15 protein-coding genes are annotated in these 14,795 nt (G+C 69.0%); 10 read left to right on the top strand and 5 right to left on the bottom strand.

All coding sequences use genetic code 11. The annotated features are described in order from the left end of the window. Positions 1-63: 63 nt before the first annotated feature. On the top strand, positions 64-660 hold the full coding sequence (locus E1161_RS13860) for a hypothetical protein (RefSeq protein ID WP_132623365.1): 597 nt from the start codon (positions 64-66) through the stop codon (positions 658-660). Here the strand turns inward: E1161_RS13860 and radA are convergent. Together radA and E1161_RS13850 are read right to left on the bottom strand one after the other, a co-directional pair. Then, positions 657-2,045 (bottom strand): DNA repair protein RadA, encoded by a 1,389-nt coding sequence (radA, locus tag E1161_RS13855; protein WP_132623363.1) that lies wholly within the window; start codon positions 2,043-2,045, stop codon positions 657-659. The genes E1161_RS13860 and radA overlap by 4 nt on opposite strands. A gap of 399 nt (positions 2,046-2,444) precedes the next feature. Further along, the gene (locus E1161_RS13850) at positions 2,445-3,026 is read right to left on the bottom strand and encodes a copper chaperone PCu(A)C (protein WP_235875011.1); all 582 of its coding nucleotides are present in this window, start codon (positions 3,024-3,026) and stop codon (positions 2,445-2,447) included. Between the two features lie 299 nt (positions 3,027-3,325). On the opposite strand from E1161_RS13850, the gene E1161_RS13845 reads away from it, so the two are divergent. The 9 genes from E1161_RS13845 (at position 3,326) to E1161_RS13805 (ending at position 11,617) form a co-directional block, all read left to right on the top strand. Continuing rightward, positions 3,326-3,814: a CarD family transcriptional regulator gene (locus E1161_RS13845; RefSeq protein WP_132623361.1), complete on the top strand. Its 489-nt coding sequence runs from the start codon at positions 3,326-3,328 to the stop codon at positions 3,812-3,814. 19 nt (positions 3,815-3,833) lie between these two features. Then, positions 3,834-4,526 carry a 2-C-methyl-D-erythritol 4-phosphate cytidylyltransferase gene (ispD, locus tag E1161_RS13840; protein ID WP_132623359.1) on the top strand — a complete coding sequence of 231 codons (693 nt, stop codon included), beginning with the start codon at positions 3,834-3,836 and terminating at the stop codon, positions 4,524-4,526. Continuing rightward, a complete protein-coding gene (gene ispF, locus E1161_RS13835; RefSeq protein WP_207920237.1) occupies positions 4,523-4,999 on the top strand; it encodes a 2-C-methyl-D-erythritol 2,4-cyclodiphosphate synthase in 477 nt (158 codons plus the stop codon). Before ispD ends, ispF begins: the two co-directional genes overlap by 4 nt. 100 nt (positions 5,000-5,099) lie before the next feature. Continuing rightward, positions 5,100-5,336, top strand: a complete 237-nt coding sequence (locus tag E1161_RS13830; protein WP_132623357.1) for a hypothetical protein — start codon at positions 5,100-5,102, stop codon at positions 5,334-5,336. Between the two features lie 150 nt (positions 5,337-5,486). Next, the gene (locus tag E1161_RS13825; RefSeq protein WP_132623355.1) at positions 5,487-6,167 is read left to right on the top strand and encodes an HAD family hydrolase; all 681 of its coding nucleotides are present in this window, start codon (positions 5,487-5,489) and stop codon (positions 6,165-6,167) included. Positions 6,168-6,249: 82 nt separating this feature from the next. Beyond that, on the top strand, positions 6,250-7,638 hold the full coding sequence (cysS, locus tag E1161_RS13820; RefSeq protein WP_132623353.1) for a cysteine--tRNA ligase: 1,389 nt from the start codon (positions 6,250-6,252) through the stop codon (positions 7,636-7,638). Between the two features lie 3 nt (positions 7,639-7,641). Then, positions 7,642-8,598, top strand: coding sequence for a 23S rRNA (guanosine(2251)-2'-O)-methyltransferase RlmB (gene rlmB, locus E1161_RS13815; RefSeq protein ID WP_132623351.1), 957 nt, complete (start codon positions 7,642-7,644; stop codon positions 8,596-8,598). 107 nt (positions 8,599-8,705) lie between these two features. Next, complete coding sequence (locus E1161_RS13810; protein WP_132623421.1) at positions 8,706-10,142, top strand: MBOAT family O-acyltransferase; 1,437 nt, start codon at positions 8,706-8,708, stop codon at positions 10,140-10,142. A gap of 203 nt (positions 10,143-10,345) precedes the next feature. Further along, complete coding sequence (locus E1161_RS13805) at positions 10,346-11,617, top strand: alginate O-acetyltransferase AlgX-related protein (RefSeq protein ID WP_235875010.1); 1,272 nt, start codon at positions 10,346-10,348, stop codon at positions 11,615-11,617. A gap of 256 nt (positions 11,618-11,873) precedes the next feature. On the opposite strand, the gene thpD is transcribed toward E1161_RS13805, so the two are convergent. The 3 genes from thpD to ectB all read right to left on the bottom strand — a co-directional run bounded on the left by thpD (position 11,874) and on the right by ectB (position 14,774). Further along, positions 11,874-12,773, bottom strand: coding sequence for an ectoine hydroxylase (gene thpD / locus E1161_RS13800; RefSeq protein ID WP_132623349.1), 900 nt, complete (start codon positions 12,771-12,773; stop codon positions 11,874-11,876). Positions 12,774-12,977: 204 nt separating this feature from the next. Continuing rightward, positions 12,978-13,379, bottom strand: coding sequence for an ectoine synthase (locus tag E1161_RS13795; protein WP_132623347.1), 402 nt, complete (start codon positions 13,377-13,379; stop codon positions 12,978-12,980). 147 nt (positions 13,380-13,526) lie between these two features. Next, positions 13,527-14,774 (bottom strand): diaminobutyrate--2-oxoglutarate transaminase, encoded by a 1,248-nt coding sequence (gene ectB / locus E1161_RS13790; RefSeq protein ID WP_132623345.1) that lies wholly within the window; start codon positions 14,772-14,774, stop codon positions 13,527-13,529. Between the last annotated feature and the right edge of the window lie 21 nt (positions 14,775-14,795).

Genomic DNA, 14,795 nt, shown 5'->3' with positions numbered 1-14,795 from the left:
TACGCCCCATCGGGCGATCGTTGGGTGGATCATTCAGCGCAGCCTCCGGGTTACGGTCGGTTCGTGCTTGATCCGAACGGTCCGTTGCCCCCTGCGGTGTACTGGCGTCGCCGCGCCGTGGCGATGTCCGTCTCCGTGCTCGTGGCACTGCTCGGGTGGGGCTTGGTCGCCCTGTTCACCGGTACCGGAGAACGGGGCGCCACGACGCAGCAGCACGTGGCCAGACCGCCAGGACAGCCCGTGGCGGTCGCCGCCGACCACGGGCCGGAAGCATGCCCGGACCAGACGCTGCGCGTGGGCTCCGAAGTCGGGCGGCCCACGTTCCGGACGGGCGAGCGGATCGGACTGGCCGTCGTTGTCACCAACATCGGTCCCCGACCGTGCCTGCGCGACCTCAACCGGATGCTCCGCGAGATCGAGGTGACCACCCCGGCCGGACGCCAAGTGTGGTCCAGCAACGACTGCTACGCGGAATCGACCAACGAGCGGCCGGTCCTCGAACCCGGCAAACCCGTCCGCAACGACGTGCTGTGGCAGGGCCTGACCTCGGCCCCGGGCTGCGCCGCCCGTCAGGAAAGGGTGCCGCCCGGCGACTACTTGGCGGTCGCCCGGCTCACCTCGATCGCCAGCGCGCCCACCCCGTTCCGGGTGCTCCCCTAGTCCGAATCCTGCTTGCGGCGGCGGACCAGCTTCAGCGCGTCCTTGATGGTCGCGACCTCGGTGACCTTGATCCCCTTGGGGAGCGGTCCCGGATCCGGTGGCACCAGCGCCCGATCGAAACCGAGCCTCGCGGCCTCCGCCAAGCGCCGACCCACGCCGTTGACCCGGCGGATCTCGCCCGCCAGCCCGACCTCGCCGATCACCACCAGGTTCGGCGGCAGCGGACGACCCGTCTGGGAGGACGCGACGGCCATCGCGATCGCCAGATCGGCGGCCGGCTCACCGATCTTGGTGCCGCCCACCGTCGCGGCGAACACGTCGTGCGAGCCGGTCGGGATGTGCCCGTGCTTGCCCAGCACCGCCAGCATCATCGACACCCGCGCCGAGTCCAGCCCGCTCACCGACCGGCGCGGCATGGCCATCTCGGTCTTCATCAGCAGGGCCTGGATCTCCACCAGCAGCGGGCGCTTGCCCTCGACCATGACGGTCACCGCCGTTCCGTCCACGGCGGCTTCCTGCCGGTTGATGAACAGGCCCGACGGGTCCAGCACCTCGGCGATGCCGTCGTCGCGCTGCTCGAAGCAACCGACCTCGTCCGACGGGCCGAAGCGGTTCTTCACGCCGCGCAGCATCCGCAGCGAGGAGTGCCGGTCGCCCTCGAACTGCAGCACCACGTCCACCAGGTGCTCCAGCACGCGAGGCCCGGCGACCGCGCCGTCCTTGGTGACGTGCCCGACCAGCACGACCGGAAGCCCGCGCTCCTTGGCCAGCGCCACCAGCGCCGTGGTCACCGCGCGCACCTGCGTCACGCCGCCCGGACTGCCGTCGGCGTCGGGCGACTGGACGGTCTGCACGGAGTCGACGATGAGCAGTCCGGGCTTGACCGCGTCGACGTGCCCCAGGACGGCTGACAGGTCGCTCTCGGCACCCAGGAACAGCTCGGGGTGCACCGAGTCGGTTCGCTCGGCCCGGAGCCGGACCTGCCCCGCGGATTCCTCGCCGGTGACGTACAGGGACGCGCCGGGCGAGGACCCGGAGGCCCATCGGTGCGCGACCTCCAGCAGGAGAGTGCTCTTACCCACACCTGGCTCTCCGGCGAGCAGCACGACGGCTCCGGGCACGATCCCGCCGCCCAGCACCCGGTCCAGCTCGCCGATGCCGGTCGACACCGACCGCGCCGAGTCCAGGTCGACTTCGGCGATCGGCCGTGCCGGGGTGCTCGGCGCCCCGGCCGAAACCTTCGCCAGCGCAGGCCGGGCGGGCGCGGCCTCCTCGATGGTTCCCCACGCTTGGCACCCGGGGCACCGGCCGACCCACTTGGCGACCTCATGGCCGCAATCAGCGCAGCGGAACGCAGGGCGAGGAGAACGAGTCTTGGGCGGCACGCGCCGAGGCTATCCACCCACCCCGACCATCGCCCCGCCGACTCGCGAACACGAACCTCCCACGAGCGCGGACCCAGGTTGCCCCGGAACACCGGTGATCGGGGGTCCGATCACGGCGGTGAGCCGGGTCCAGGCTCGGGTGAACGGGTCACGGCGTGACAGGGCGATCGGGTCCTCGGCTCCCGGGCTCCTGGGGTGACCGAGGCAACCACGGTGATCTAGGTCACGTGGTCGCGGCGTGGTCGTGGCGGCTTGCCGCCGTGATCGGGTGCCGGGATGCGGCGGTGATCGGGGGTCTGATCACGGCAGGTCCGGGGCCTCGGGTGGCGGTCAGGAGCGGTGTGAACGCACTGAAGCCCGGGGCGTCCGAGGGCGCTCCGGGCTTCGTGGGGTTCTGGGTCAGTGACCGCCGCCGGACTGGTGGCCTCCTGGGACGGGGCTGCCGTGCTCCGGGCGCGGGTTGTGGTCCTCGCCGATCGGCACCTGCACGGTGATCTGACCGGCCTGCGCGAACACGAACGTCACCGGGATGGTCACACCGGGCGTGATGTCCTGCTTGAGCCCGTTCAGCGTGATCTGCACCGTGCGCTGGCCGGCGCTCGCCGACTGCGCCGACGGTCCGGTCGCGTGCACAGCGGTGTGGCTAGGCAGGTCGCTGGTGCCGCTGACCTGCGCCGATGCCGCGTACGGACTCGTGACCTGCACGAGCTTGTCGTTCGGTCCTTCGTTGCTCAGGACGAGCTCCAGCGGCGCCGACGAGCCGGCGCGGTAGAACGCGCCCCCGGTCGGGAAGGAGAGCGTGGCGTTGCGGACGGCGACCTGCTTCGCTTCACCGCTACCGCCGTTGACTGCGGCGACCTGCGTGTCGGTCTCGGTGATCTGACCGGCACTGCAGCCAGCGAGGGCGACGACGGCGCCGAGTCCGAGTGCGGCCGGGATCAACCGCAGGCGGACGGCCTTGAGGTGCTGAGGGCGGCTCACGGTTGCAGCGTCCCTTCCTGATTGCCGGACAACCACGTGGAGCTTAATCCCCACCCCCCGGTGGGCGTGCAGGGGCTTGCCGAACTACGTATCGCGGGGCTCCGACAGGCCCGGGGGACCACCCGACTGGGCGGTCCACAGTGGATGGTTTCACAGGGCCGAAAGGGGCTGCCTTGCACGTCGGAGCGGGTCTTGTCAAGTCCCACCCATGCTCTGACCTGCAAATACGGTTGGTGAGGTGGTCGAGGCCCAGTTGCCCTACGTGTTAAAGTGGGGGTAGCGAAAGGGGCAGAGGACACATGGTTTTCAAGGTCGGAGAGACCGTCGTCTACCCGCACCACGGTGCCGCGCTCATCGAAGCAATCGAGACTCGTGTGATCAAGGGCGAGGAGAAGCAGTACCTCGTCCTCAAGGTCGCGCAGGGCGACCTGACGGTGCGCGTTCCCGCTGACAACGCCGAGATCGTCGGTGTTCGGGACGTCGTCGGTCAAGAGGGTCTGGATCGAGTCTTCGACGTGTTGCGGGCCCCGCACACCGAAGAGCCCACGAACTGGTCTCGTCGGTACAAGGCCAACCTCGAGAAACTCGCCTCCGGCGATGTCAACAAGGTGGCTGAAGTGGTGCGCGACCTCTGGCGACGCGAGAAGGATCGTGGCCTGTCCGCAGGCGAGAAGCGAATGCTGGCGAAAGCCCGTCAGATCCTGGTCAGCGAATTGGCGCTGGCGGAGGGCACTGACGAAGGCAAGGCGGAAACACTGCTGGACGAAGTCCTCGCCGCCGCGGTTTGATCATCGGAACGGCTGAAGCGTGAGCGTTGTCGCGCTGGTCCCCGCAGCTGGTCGCGGGGTGCGCCTGGGGATGAACCGGCCCAAGGCGCTGGTTCCGGTGAAGGGTGAGTCCCTGCTGCTGCGCGCGGTTCGGGGCCTGCTGGGCTCGGGCTGCGTGCAGCACGTCGTGGTGGCTTCGCCGCCCGACCAGGTCGAGGTCGTGGCGGCCGAGCTCGCCACGCTGCCGAACGCGCACGTGGTGCCAGGCGGCGCCGAGCGAACCGACTCGGTGCGCCTGGCGCTGGGCGCTGTCGCGGAGGTGGCTCCGGATGCACGGGTCGTGCTGGTGCACGACGCCGCACGGTGCTTCACCCCGGCGACCATGATTCGCGATGTCGTGTCCGCGGTGGAGGCCGGTGCGCCCGCCGTGATCCCAGTGCTCCCCGTGACGGACACGATCAAGAGGGTCGACGAGTCGGGAACGGTCGTGGAGACCGTCGACCGCGCACCGCTGCGTGCGGTGCAAACTCCTCAGGGCTTCAACATCGACGTGCTGCGGCAGGCCTACGCCGCCGCGGGCGACATCGCCACCGACGACGCCGGGCTGGTCGAGCGCGTCGGGGGCAAGGTGCGCACCGTCGACGGACATCCCGACGCCCTGAAGATCACGACCGCTTTCGACCTGGCGATCGCCGAGGCCGTGCTGGCCACCGAGGAGAGTTCCCCCAAGTGACTGATCGTCTGCCGTTCGTCGGGCAGGGTGTCGACGTGCACCCGATCGAGGCCGGGCGCGAGTGCTGGATCGCCGGGTTGCAGTGGCCGGGTGTGGACGGCTGCGCCGGGCACTCGGACGGTGACGTGGCCTCGCACGCGTTGTGCGACGCGCTGCTGTCGGCGTCGGGCCTGGGTGACCTGGGCGCGGTGTTCGGGACCGGCGACGATCGCTGGGCCGGTGCGCACGGCGCGGAGCTGCTGGAGGAGGTCCGCGCCCGGATCGACGCCGCCGGTCATGCGATCGGCAACGCGGCGGTTCAGGTGATCGGCAACGCGCCGCGGATCGGCAAGCGTCGCGAGGAGGCGCAGCAGGTGCTGTCGAAGGCGGTCGGAGCTCCGGTGTCGGTCGCGGGCACGACCTCGGACGGATTGGGCCTGACCGGTCGTGGCGAGGGCATCGCGGCGGTGGCGACCGCGTTGGTTTTCCGCTGAGTAACGGGCAGGTACCCCGGTGTGTCGGGCAGTTGGAGTCGGGGAAAACTCAGGGGGCGCGCTCTTCTGATCAGGGGTCCGGGCGCGCGATGCTCGAACCATGTTGATCGAGCGGAACCGGTGGGTGCGTCGGCTGCTCGTTGTGCAGCCCTCGGTGATGTGGCCGGTGTCGGTCGTGCTCTGGTCGCTGGGCGACGAGCTCGACCTCGCGCTGGCAGTCGTGCTGCTGTGGCTGAGCGCCTCGGCGAGCGTTGCGGCCATAGTCCTCCCGATGAAGAACGACCAGAGCCGTCATTTCCACAATCCGGAATCTCGCGTCCGGTGCGGGCAGTTCTAGCCTGGCGAGGACGTCGATCCCGGGCGGTGTCGGGCCGGAACCGCCCGCTCCCGGAGCGCGACGCGGCGAACGGGGGAAATCCTCGCTCCTGGTCGTGAGGTTGGCCGCATGTTCATGTCGGGTTCGCCGAACCCGCATACCGTTGCCGGTGTGACTCTGCGAGCGGTGATCTTCGACTTCTCCGGCACCCTGTTCCGCCTGGAGGAGAACCCGTCCTGGTACTCCGACCTCACCGACGCCGACGGCAGCCCCTTCGACCTCTCCGCGCAGGCCGAGATCATGCGCCGGATGACCGCTCCGACAGGGCGGATCACCGAGCTCGGTGACGAGTTCATCGAAGCCTGGGAGAACCGCGACCTCGACCCCGCGCTGCACCGCAAGGTCTACGTCGAGGTGCTGCGCAGCTCCGGGATCCAGGACGCGCAGGCCCAGAGCCTCTACGCGCGGCTGATCGACCCCGATCAGTGGACCCCGTACCCGGACACCGCCGAGGTGCTGCGCCGACTGCACGAGCAGGGCGTGAAGGTCGGTGTGATCAGCAACATCGCCTTCGACATCCGCCCCGCCTTCGACCGCCTCGACGTCAGCAAGCACGTCGACGAGTTCCTGCTGTCCTACCTCGAAGAGGTGATCAAGCCGGACCCGAAGATCTTCCTGCGGGCCTGCGAACGCCTCGGCGTCGCGCCGGAGGAGGCGCTGATGGTCGGCGACAGCGAGGAAGCCGACGGCGGCGCGGCCGGTGTCGGGTGCCAGGTCGCGATCGTCGACCCCGCTCCCACCGCCGAGCGCCCGACCGGCTTGATCGACGCGGTCCGAGATCTGCTGAGCTGACCGGTCCCACGTTCAAGAGCGGCCTTGACGACAAACGGCCTGTCGTGATTGAGCCGGAGTGCTTCCCCGTACCATCGGGGGCGTGAGCCTGCACCTGCACGACACAGCGACCCGCACGACGCGCGAGTTCCACCCGCGCTGCGACGGAGTGGCGTCGATCTATGTCTGTGGTGCCACCGTGCAAGGCGTTCCGCACGTCGGTCACGTTCGCAGCGGGTTGAACTTCGACGTGCTGCGGCGCTGGTTGCAGCACTCCGGCTACGACGTGCGCCTGGTGCGCAACGTCACCGACATCGACGACAAGATCCTCACCAAGGCCGCCGACGCCGGTCGGCCATGGTGGGAGTGGGCGTCCACGCACGAGCGCGCTTTCGAGTCGGCCTACGACCGGCTGGGCTGCCTACCGCCGTCGGTGCTGCCGCGCGCCACCGGGCACGTCACGCAGATGATCGACCTGATCCAGCGTCTGATCGACAAGGGGCACGCCTACGCATCCGGCGGTGACGTCTACTTCGACGTCGCCTCCTACGGCGACGAGTACGGTCGGCTGTCCGGGCAGCGCCTCGACGAGGTGCAGCAGGGCGAGTCGCTGGCCTCCGGCAAGCGCGACCCGCGTGACTTCACCCTGTGGAAGGGCGCCAAGCCGGGTGAGCCGAGCTGGCCGACGCCGTGGGGTCACGGGCGTCCGGGCTGGCACTTGGAGTGCTCGGCGATGGCGACCTTCTACCTGGGCGGCGAGTTCGACATCCACGGCGGCGGCCTGGACCTGGTCTTCCCGCACCACGAGAACGAGCTGGCGCAGTCCCACGCGGCGGGCGATGGGTTCGCGCAGTACTGGATGCACAACGCGTGGGTCACCATGAGCGGCGAGAAGATGTCGAAGTCGCTCGGCAACGTGCTGTCCATCCCGGCGGTGCTGGAGCGCGCCCGCGCCGTCGAGCTGCGCTACTACCTGGTGACGCCGCACTACCGGTCGACGATCGAGTTCTCCGAAGCGGGCCTGAAGGAAGCGGCTTCGGCGTTCGGCCGGATCGAGAACTTCGTCCGCAAGGTCGTCGACCGAACCGGTTCGGTCGAGCCGAGCGAGGTCTCCGAGGACTTCGCCCAGGCCCTCGACGACGACCTGGGCACACCGCAGGCCACCGCCGCCGTGCACGCGGCGGTCCGCGAGGGCAACGCCGCGCTGGACCGCGGTGACGACGAGGCGGCTCGCGCCGCCGCCTCCGCGGTGCGCGCGATGACCGGCGTGCTCGGCCTGGATCCGCTGTCGCCGCAGTGGGCCGAGGACGGCGGCAACGCCGCTCACGAGGCGCTCGGCGAAGCCGTGCGGTTGGTGCTCGAACAGCGCCAGAAGGCGCGTGCGGAGCGCGACTTCGCCACCGCCGACCTGCTGCGGGACCGGTTGCAGGAGGGCGGGATCGCCGTCGAGGACACCCCCGACGGTCCGACGTGGACATTGAAAGACGGGTAACTCGTGGCCGGCAACGACAAACGCCGCGGCGGTGTGCGCAAGACCAACAAGAAGGGCATGGTCGTCGGCTCCGGTGGGCAGCGACGCCGCGGACTCAAGGGCAAGGGCCCGACGCCGAAGGCCGAGGAACGCGTCACGCACCCGGCCAAGAAGCGCGCCGACCAGCGCGCCAAGGCCGACCAGCAGCGCGCGAAGCGCCAGGCGTCGGCCGAGAACGCGCCTGAACTGGTCGCCGGGCGGAACCCGGTCGTGGAGTGCGTCCGCGCCGGTGTCCCGGCCACCGGCCTGTACGTGGCGCAGGGCATCGACGTCGACGATCGGGTCACCGAGGCGGTCCGCGAGGCCAAGGACCGGGGCATCCCGGTGCTCGACGTGCCGCGCGTGGAGCTCGACCGCCTGACCAGCAACGCGATGCACCAGGGCCTGGCCCTGCAGGTGCCGCCGTTCGAGTACGCGCACCCCGGTGAGGTGTTGACCGCCGCGCAGGACACCGGTCTGCCGCCGCTGATCGTGGCGTTGGACGGGGTCACCGACCCGCGCAACCTGGGCGCGGTGATCCGCTCGGCGTCCGCGTTCGGCGCGCACGGCGTGGTCGTGCCGCAGCGCCGGAGTGCGGGCATCACGGCGGTGGCGTGGCGGACCAGCGCGGGCACGGCGGCGAAGCTCCCGGTCGCCAAGGCCGTCAACTTGACGCGCACGCTCAAGGACTACAAGGAAGCCGGGCTGATGGTGATCGGCTTGGACGCCGATTCCGACATCACCTCCGACGAGCTGGAGCTGGCCACCGGTCCGCTGGTGGTCGTCGTCGGTTCGGAGGGCCGGGGCTTGTCCCGCCTGGTGCGGGAGACCTGCGACCAGACGGTGTCGATCCCGATGGCCGCTGGTGTCGAGTCGCTCAACGCCTCGGTCGCGGCCGGTGTGGTGCTGTCCGAGGTGGCAAGGCGGCGCCGGATCAGGTGACGGTGAAAGCCCGGTCCATTCCGGGCATGCGGCGTGCGGACCTCGGTTAGGCTCCTTCTCCGGTAACCGACCGAGGAGGCGTGGGCCTCCCGCAGCCGAGGCCCTTCATGTCGTTCGCTTCACCGCTGTTCCTGTGGTACTTCCTGCCGGCCGTGCTCGCGGTCGTGCTGGTGGCACCTCGAAGCGGGCGCAACGTCGTCATCGCGGTCGCCAGCCTCGTGTTCTACGCCAGCGGCGCGGGCGGCACGACGTTGTTGCTGCTGGCGTGCATCGCGGTGAACTTCCTGGCGGGGCGTCGCCTGGAACCGGGTGCCGAGTGGCCGGGCCAGCGGGAACGCCGCAGGTGGCTGCTGGTCGGCGTGGTCGCGATCAACCTGACCGTCCTGCTGATCTGGAAGTACGCGGGTTTCGCCACCGAGCAGCTGGCGGTGCTGGCGCACTGGTTCGGTGGCGACTACCCGGTGCTGCAGCTGGCGCTGCCGATCGGGATCTCGTTCTACACGTTCCACCACATCTCCTACGTGGTGGACATCTACCGGGGCGAGCGGCCCGCGCTGCGCGACCCGGTCTCGTTCATCACCTACATCGCGATGTTCCCGCAGTTGGTGGCGGGCCCGATCGTGCGCTACCGGGAGATCGCCGACCAGCTCCCGCAGCGCCGCACGCACCGGCTCGACGACATCGCGGCCGGTTTCCCGCGCTTCGCTTGGGGTCTGACGAAGAAGGTCGTCATCGCCGACACGTTGGCGCCGATGGTCGACGCCTGCTTCGCCACTCCCGCCCAGGACATGACGTTCGCGATCGCCTGGCTGGGCGCGATCGGCTACACGGTGCAGCTGTACTTCGACTTCTCCGGCTACTCGGACATGGCGATCGGGCTGGGTCGGATGCTGGGGTTCCGGCTGCCGGAGAACTTCGCGCGGCCCTACTCCTCGGTGACGATCACCGAGTTCTGGCGGCGCTGGCACATGTCGCTGTCGCGCTGGTTCCGCGACTACGTCTACATCCCGCTCGGCGGCAACCGGCTGGGCACCAGGAGGACCTACCGGAACCTGACGATCATATTCGTGCTCACCGGTTTTTGGCACGGCGCGGCCTGGACGTACCTGGTGTGGGGGCTCTTCCACGGTTCGCTGCTGGTGCTGGAACGCCGTTTCGGCTGGTCGACGGCACCCTCGGACTGGCGCTTGCGGCTGGTGCGGAGGGCGTCGACGATGCTGCTGGTGGTGATCGGCTGGGTGTTCTTCCGCGCCCCGGACCTGGGCAGCGCGCTGGGGGTGCTGGGGCACATGCTGGTGCCGGACCTGGCGGGGCTGACCGACATCGTCTCGGCGTCGGTGACCCACCAGCGGCTGTTCTTCCTGCTGGTCGCGCTGATCGTGGTGCTGTTGCCCGCGGGCTCGGGAACCGGTCCGTTCCTGGAGGCCGTCCGCACCCGCGAGGCGTACGCGGTGCGCGCGGCGGTGCTCACAGCGGGCCTGGGCTACTCGGGTCTGCTGGTGGCCACGGGCACGTTCAGCCCATTCCTGTACTACCAGTTCTAGGAGTTGTTCATGGTTGCGGCGGAGCCGCTGTTCCAGGTGCGGGACTCAGCTCGCACCGCCGCGGGTTCTTCAGCGGCTTCGTGGCGAGTGCGCCGCGACGCCGTGTACGTGCATCAGGTGTGGTGCGCGGAGCCGGTCAGGTTCCGCTACCCGAACCGCCAAGCGAGGCAACTCCGCAACGGGTTCAAGAGGGCGTGATTGACGTGAGGACTCCTGAGCTGCCGCCGGTGCACGAGGCGTGGTTGCCGCGGGAACACCCGCTGCACCGGCCTCGGCACGGCAGGCGTCAGCTGGTGGCGTTGATCTGCGCGCTGGCGTTCTTCAGCGCTCCGTTGAGCAGCTGGTTGTTCGGCGCGCGGCCGGAGCAGCTGGAGAACCGGCCGCTGGCCGAGTTCCCCAGCGTCACCGAGGGCCTCGATTTCTTCACCGGTCTGAACGGGTGGGCCACCGATCACCTGCCGTTCCGCAAGGGAGCGGTGCAGGCGGTCAACGGCATCAGCAGGGGGGTGTTCGGCGAACCGGCTCCGCTGGCGGGCGGCTCGCACAGCTCGCCGGTGGGCGCGGGGCAGGTGGACGCGAAGCCGCCGATCGACGAAAGCGTGTTCCCGCCGGTCATCGAGGGCGAGGACGGGTGGCTGTACCTGGGCCACGACGTGTCCTACCGCTGCGTCCCGTCCCGCTCGACGGAGGAGGTGATCGCCGGGCTGCGCGCCTGGCGGAAGGCCGTGGAGTCGTCCGGGCGCGAGTTCCAGTTGGTCATCGCCCCGGACAAGTCCACCGTGTACCCGGAGCACCTGCCGGAGACCTACCCGGGCGAGGACTGCTCCGTCGCCGGGCGGGAGGCGTTCTGGGGAGAGGTCCCGAAGGCGACCGGAGCGATCGACCTGCGCGCCCCGCTGCGGCAGACCGCCGAGCGCAACGGCCGCCCGATCTACCACGACATCGACACGCACTGGACCCACGAGGGCGGCGCGACGATGGTCTACCAGCTCGCGGAGCGGTTGTCGCCGGGAATCACCAGCACGTGGAAGATGGCACCGTCGCGGCAGTACTCGCACAGCGCCGACATCCCGGACCTGCTGGGGCAGGACCGCACGGTGCCGATCCAGGCGTATTCGCTGGCACCGGACGGGGGAGCCGACAACACGCAGTTCAAGCCCAGTGACTTCCACCAGCCGCTGCACCTGAAGTCCTCGCCCAAACCAGGCATGATCACCAAGCCGGTGCGCATGGTGGGCGATTCGTTCACCCAGTTCGCCAGCCCGTACCTCGCCGCGACCCACACCGACATCGCCATCACGCATCCCGACAACGTCACGACGAACGCCCAGGCCACGGCGAACTTCCTGGCAGAGGGCGAGACGATCACCTTCGAGCTCTCGGAGCGCTTCGTCGCCGGAGGCAGGTACCCCCTCCTGGACCCGGCGGCTGCGGCGGAGGCCGGCAGGGTTCTCGCCGCTCACCCCGTGAGGTGAGGGAAGTGGGCAGTTCCGGTCCGAACTGACGGGGCGGAACGGAGGTCGATCACGGGCGGGCCAGAACCTCCGTTGGCGACCACTGGTGGCACCGTGAAGTTCGCTTCGTGGTCCGGCTCCACCACCGAGGAAGAGGAGCCCCTCGGGTCGCCGAAGCTCCCCTTACGCCGACGTCCCCAGGGCCGGTGGGGTTCCGCCGCAACGCACCGGCCGGCCCGCTCCCCGCCATCGAGGAACGGGCCGCTCCGGGCCGGAATCAACGCCTCAGGGGGGTGAAGTCCCTGGACGCTACGTAATCCGGTCGTGGGGACTTCGCTGCGAAGGGCTCTACCAGTGCGTTGTCCACGCTGTTAAACACGATGAAGATGTTCGAGCGCGGGTAGGGCGTGATGTTGTTGCCCGAGCCGTGCATGCAGTTGGAGTCGAACCACAAGGCCGAACCCGCCTGGCCGGTGAACTGCTCGATCCCGTGCTCGTAGGCGAGCTTGGTGATGTTGTCCTCGGACGGGACGCCGACCTTCTGCTGCTTGAGCGAGGACTTGTAGTTGTCCTCCGGAGTCTCACCAGCGCAGGACACGAACGTGCGATGCGCACCCGGCATGAGCATCAGACCGCCGTTGAACGGGTAGTTGTCGGTCAGCGCGATGGAGATGCTGACCGCGCGCATGGCCGGCATGCCGTCCTCGGCGTGCCACGTCTCGAAGTCCGAGTGCCAGTAGAAACCCGTACCGCGGTAGCCGGGCATGAAGTTGATCCGGCTCTGGTGCACGTACACGTCCGAGCCCAGGATCTGCCGGGCGCGGTCCAGCACTCGCGGATCGCGAGCCAGCGCTCCGATCTGCTCGCTGATCTCGTGGACCTCGAAGATGGAGCGGACTTCGTTCGACGAACGTTCGACGACGGTGCGTTCGTCGTTGCGGACCCTCTCATCGCGCATCAGCCTCTCCAGCTCCTGCCAGTGAGCCTGCACTTCCGCGGGGGACAGCAGTCCCTCCACCACGTGGAAGCCCTTGGCGTCGTGAGCGGCCAGCTCGTCGCGCGCGGCCGGGCCGGTGCGAACACCGGACCAGACGGTCGGATCGGTCCGATCGAGCAACGTCGAATCGGAGCCCCGGGTGGGGTAGCGGTCCGTGGTGCTCAGATCAGCGAGGGTCATGGGTTGCGCCTCCTTCGCGAATTCCCGCCGGAGCGGGCCGATGCCCTGGTCGACACCGCCCGCCGTTCTCGGTTCCTCGGTAAGAAGCGGCACACGTCAAGTGCCCGCGTTCCCCCACGTCAACGCGTGGGGAAAACCCTGGTGGTTCAAAGACAGCGCGGCGGGTCCGTTTTCTCCGGGTACCCGCCGCGCGCGTCGCTTAACTCAGCTGGCGACCTCGTCCTCGACGATCAGCGGGTAGACCCCGTTCTCGTCGTGGACCTCACGACCTGTGACCGGCGGGTTGAACACGCACACGGTCTTCATGGTCGTCTTGGGGCGGACCTGGTGCTTGTCCGCATCGTTGAGCACGTAGATCGAGCCCGGCTTGAGCTGGTGGACCTCGCCGGTCGCCTTGTTCTCGACCTCGCCCTCACCCTCGGTGATGAACACGGCCTCGATGTGGTTGGCGTACCAGAAGTCGTTCACCGTGCCGGCGTAGAGCGTGGTCTCGTGCACCGAGAAGCCCAGCTTGTCCTTGGCCAGGACAATGCGCTTGCTGCGCCAGTTCTCGGTCTTGATGTCGGCGTCGGTGTCCTCGATGTCCGAGAGGTGCCGGACGATCACGTTTCCTCCTGCGAATCTTTACCAGTGGTGCACTGCGCGGGTACTCGCCCACACGTAGCTTGCCGCACGACGTGCAGGGGCCGGGAGGGGCGAGAGCCGATCGACGGCCCTTTTCACCCTCCCGACCCCGTGAGCGCTACGCCGGAATCAGGCGAGAACGGACTTGACGGAGTCGCGGACGATCGCCAGTCCCTTCTCCAGCTCCTCGTTGGAGATGGTCAGCGGCGGCATGATCTTCAGGACCTCGCTGGAGGGACCGGAGGTCTCCATCAGGAGCTTCCGGTCGAACGCGGCCTTGGAGACCTTGCCCGCCACGTTCGTGTCCTCGAAGCCCAAACCACGAGCCAGACCGCGGCCCTTGGCGATCGCGCCACCGTGCTCTGCGGCGATCTCCTCCAGCACCTGGCCGACCCGCTCGCCCTTGGCGATGGTGGACTTCTCCAGCTGGTCGTCGGACCAGTACAGCCGGAACGCCTCGCTGGCGGTCACGAACGCCGGGTTGTTCCCGCGGAAGGTGCCGTTGTGCTCGCCCGGCTCCCACACGTCGTGCTCCGGCTTGATCAGCGTCACCGCCAGGGGCATGCCGTAGCCGCCGATGGACTTGGACAGGCAGACGATGTCGGGCTGGATGCCGGCCTCCTCGAAGGAGAAGAACGGACCGGTACGGCCGCAGCCCATCTGCACGTCGTCGACGATCATGAGGATCCCGTGCTTCTGGCACAGGTCGTAGAGACCGCGCAGCCACTCGGGGCGGGACGAGTTGATGCCGCCCTCGCCCTGCAGCGTCTCGACGATGACCGCCGCCGGCTCGTTGAGGCCCGAACCGCTGTCCTCCAGCATGCGCTCGAAGTACAGGAAGTCGGGCACCCGGCCGTCGAAGTAGTCGTCGTAGGGCATCGGGGTGGCGTGCACCAGCGGGATGCCCGCGCCGCCGCGCTTCATCGAGTTGCCGGTGACCGACAGCGAGCCCAGCGTCATGCCGTGGAAGGCGTTGGTGAAGTTGATGATCGACTCGCGGCCGGTGATCTTGCGGGCCAGTTTCAGCGCCGACTCGACCGAGTTGGTGCCCGTCGGGCCGGGGAACTGGACCTTGTAGTTGAGGCCGCGCGGCTGGAGCACGTTGGAGTTGAAGCTCTCCAGGAACTCGGCCTTGGCCTTGGTGGCCTGGTCGAGTCCGTGGACCACGCCGTCGCGCGCGATGTAGTCGAGCAGCTTCTCCTTCAGGGCCGGGTTGTTGTGGCCGTAGTTGAGCGCGCCGGCGCCTGCGAAGAAGTCGAGGTAGCCGGTGCCGTCCAAGTCGTAGAGGTAACTTCCGACCGCGCGGTCGAACGTGGTCGGCCACGTTCGGCTGTAGCTGCGGACTTCCGATTCAAGGGTGGCGAAGATGTCGTTCACGGATCCTCCGTTCGGCCGACG

It is taken from the genome of Saccharopolyspora aridisoli (assembly GCF_004348445.1).
GTDB lineage: Bacteria > Actinomycetota > Actinomycetes > Mycobacteriales > Pseudonocardiaceae > Saccharopolyspora > Saccharopolyspora aridisoli.
Note: the sequence above shows the minus strand (reverse complement) of the source record. Positions and strands in the feature narration are given on the sequence as shown.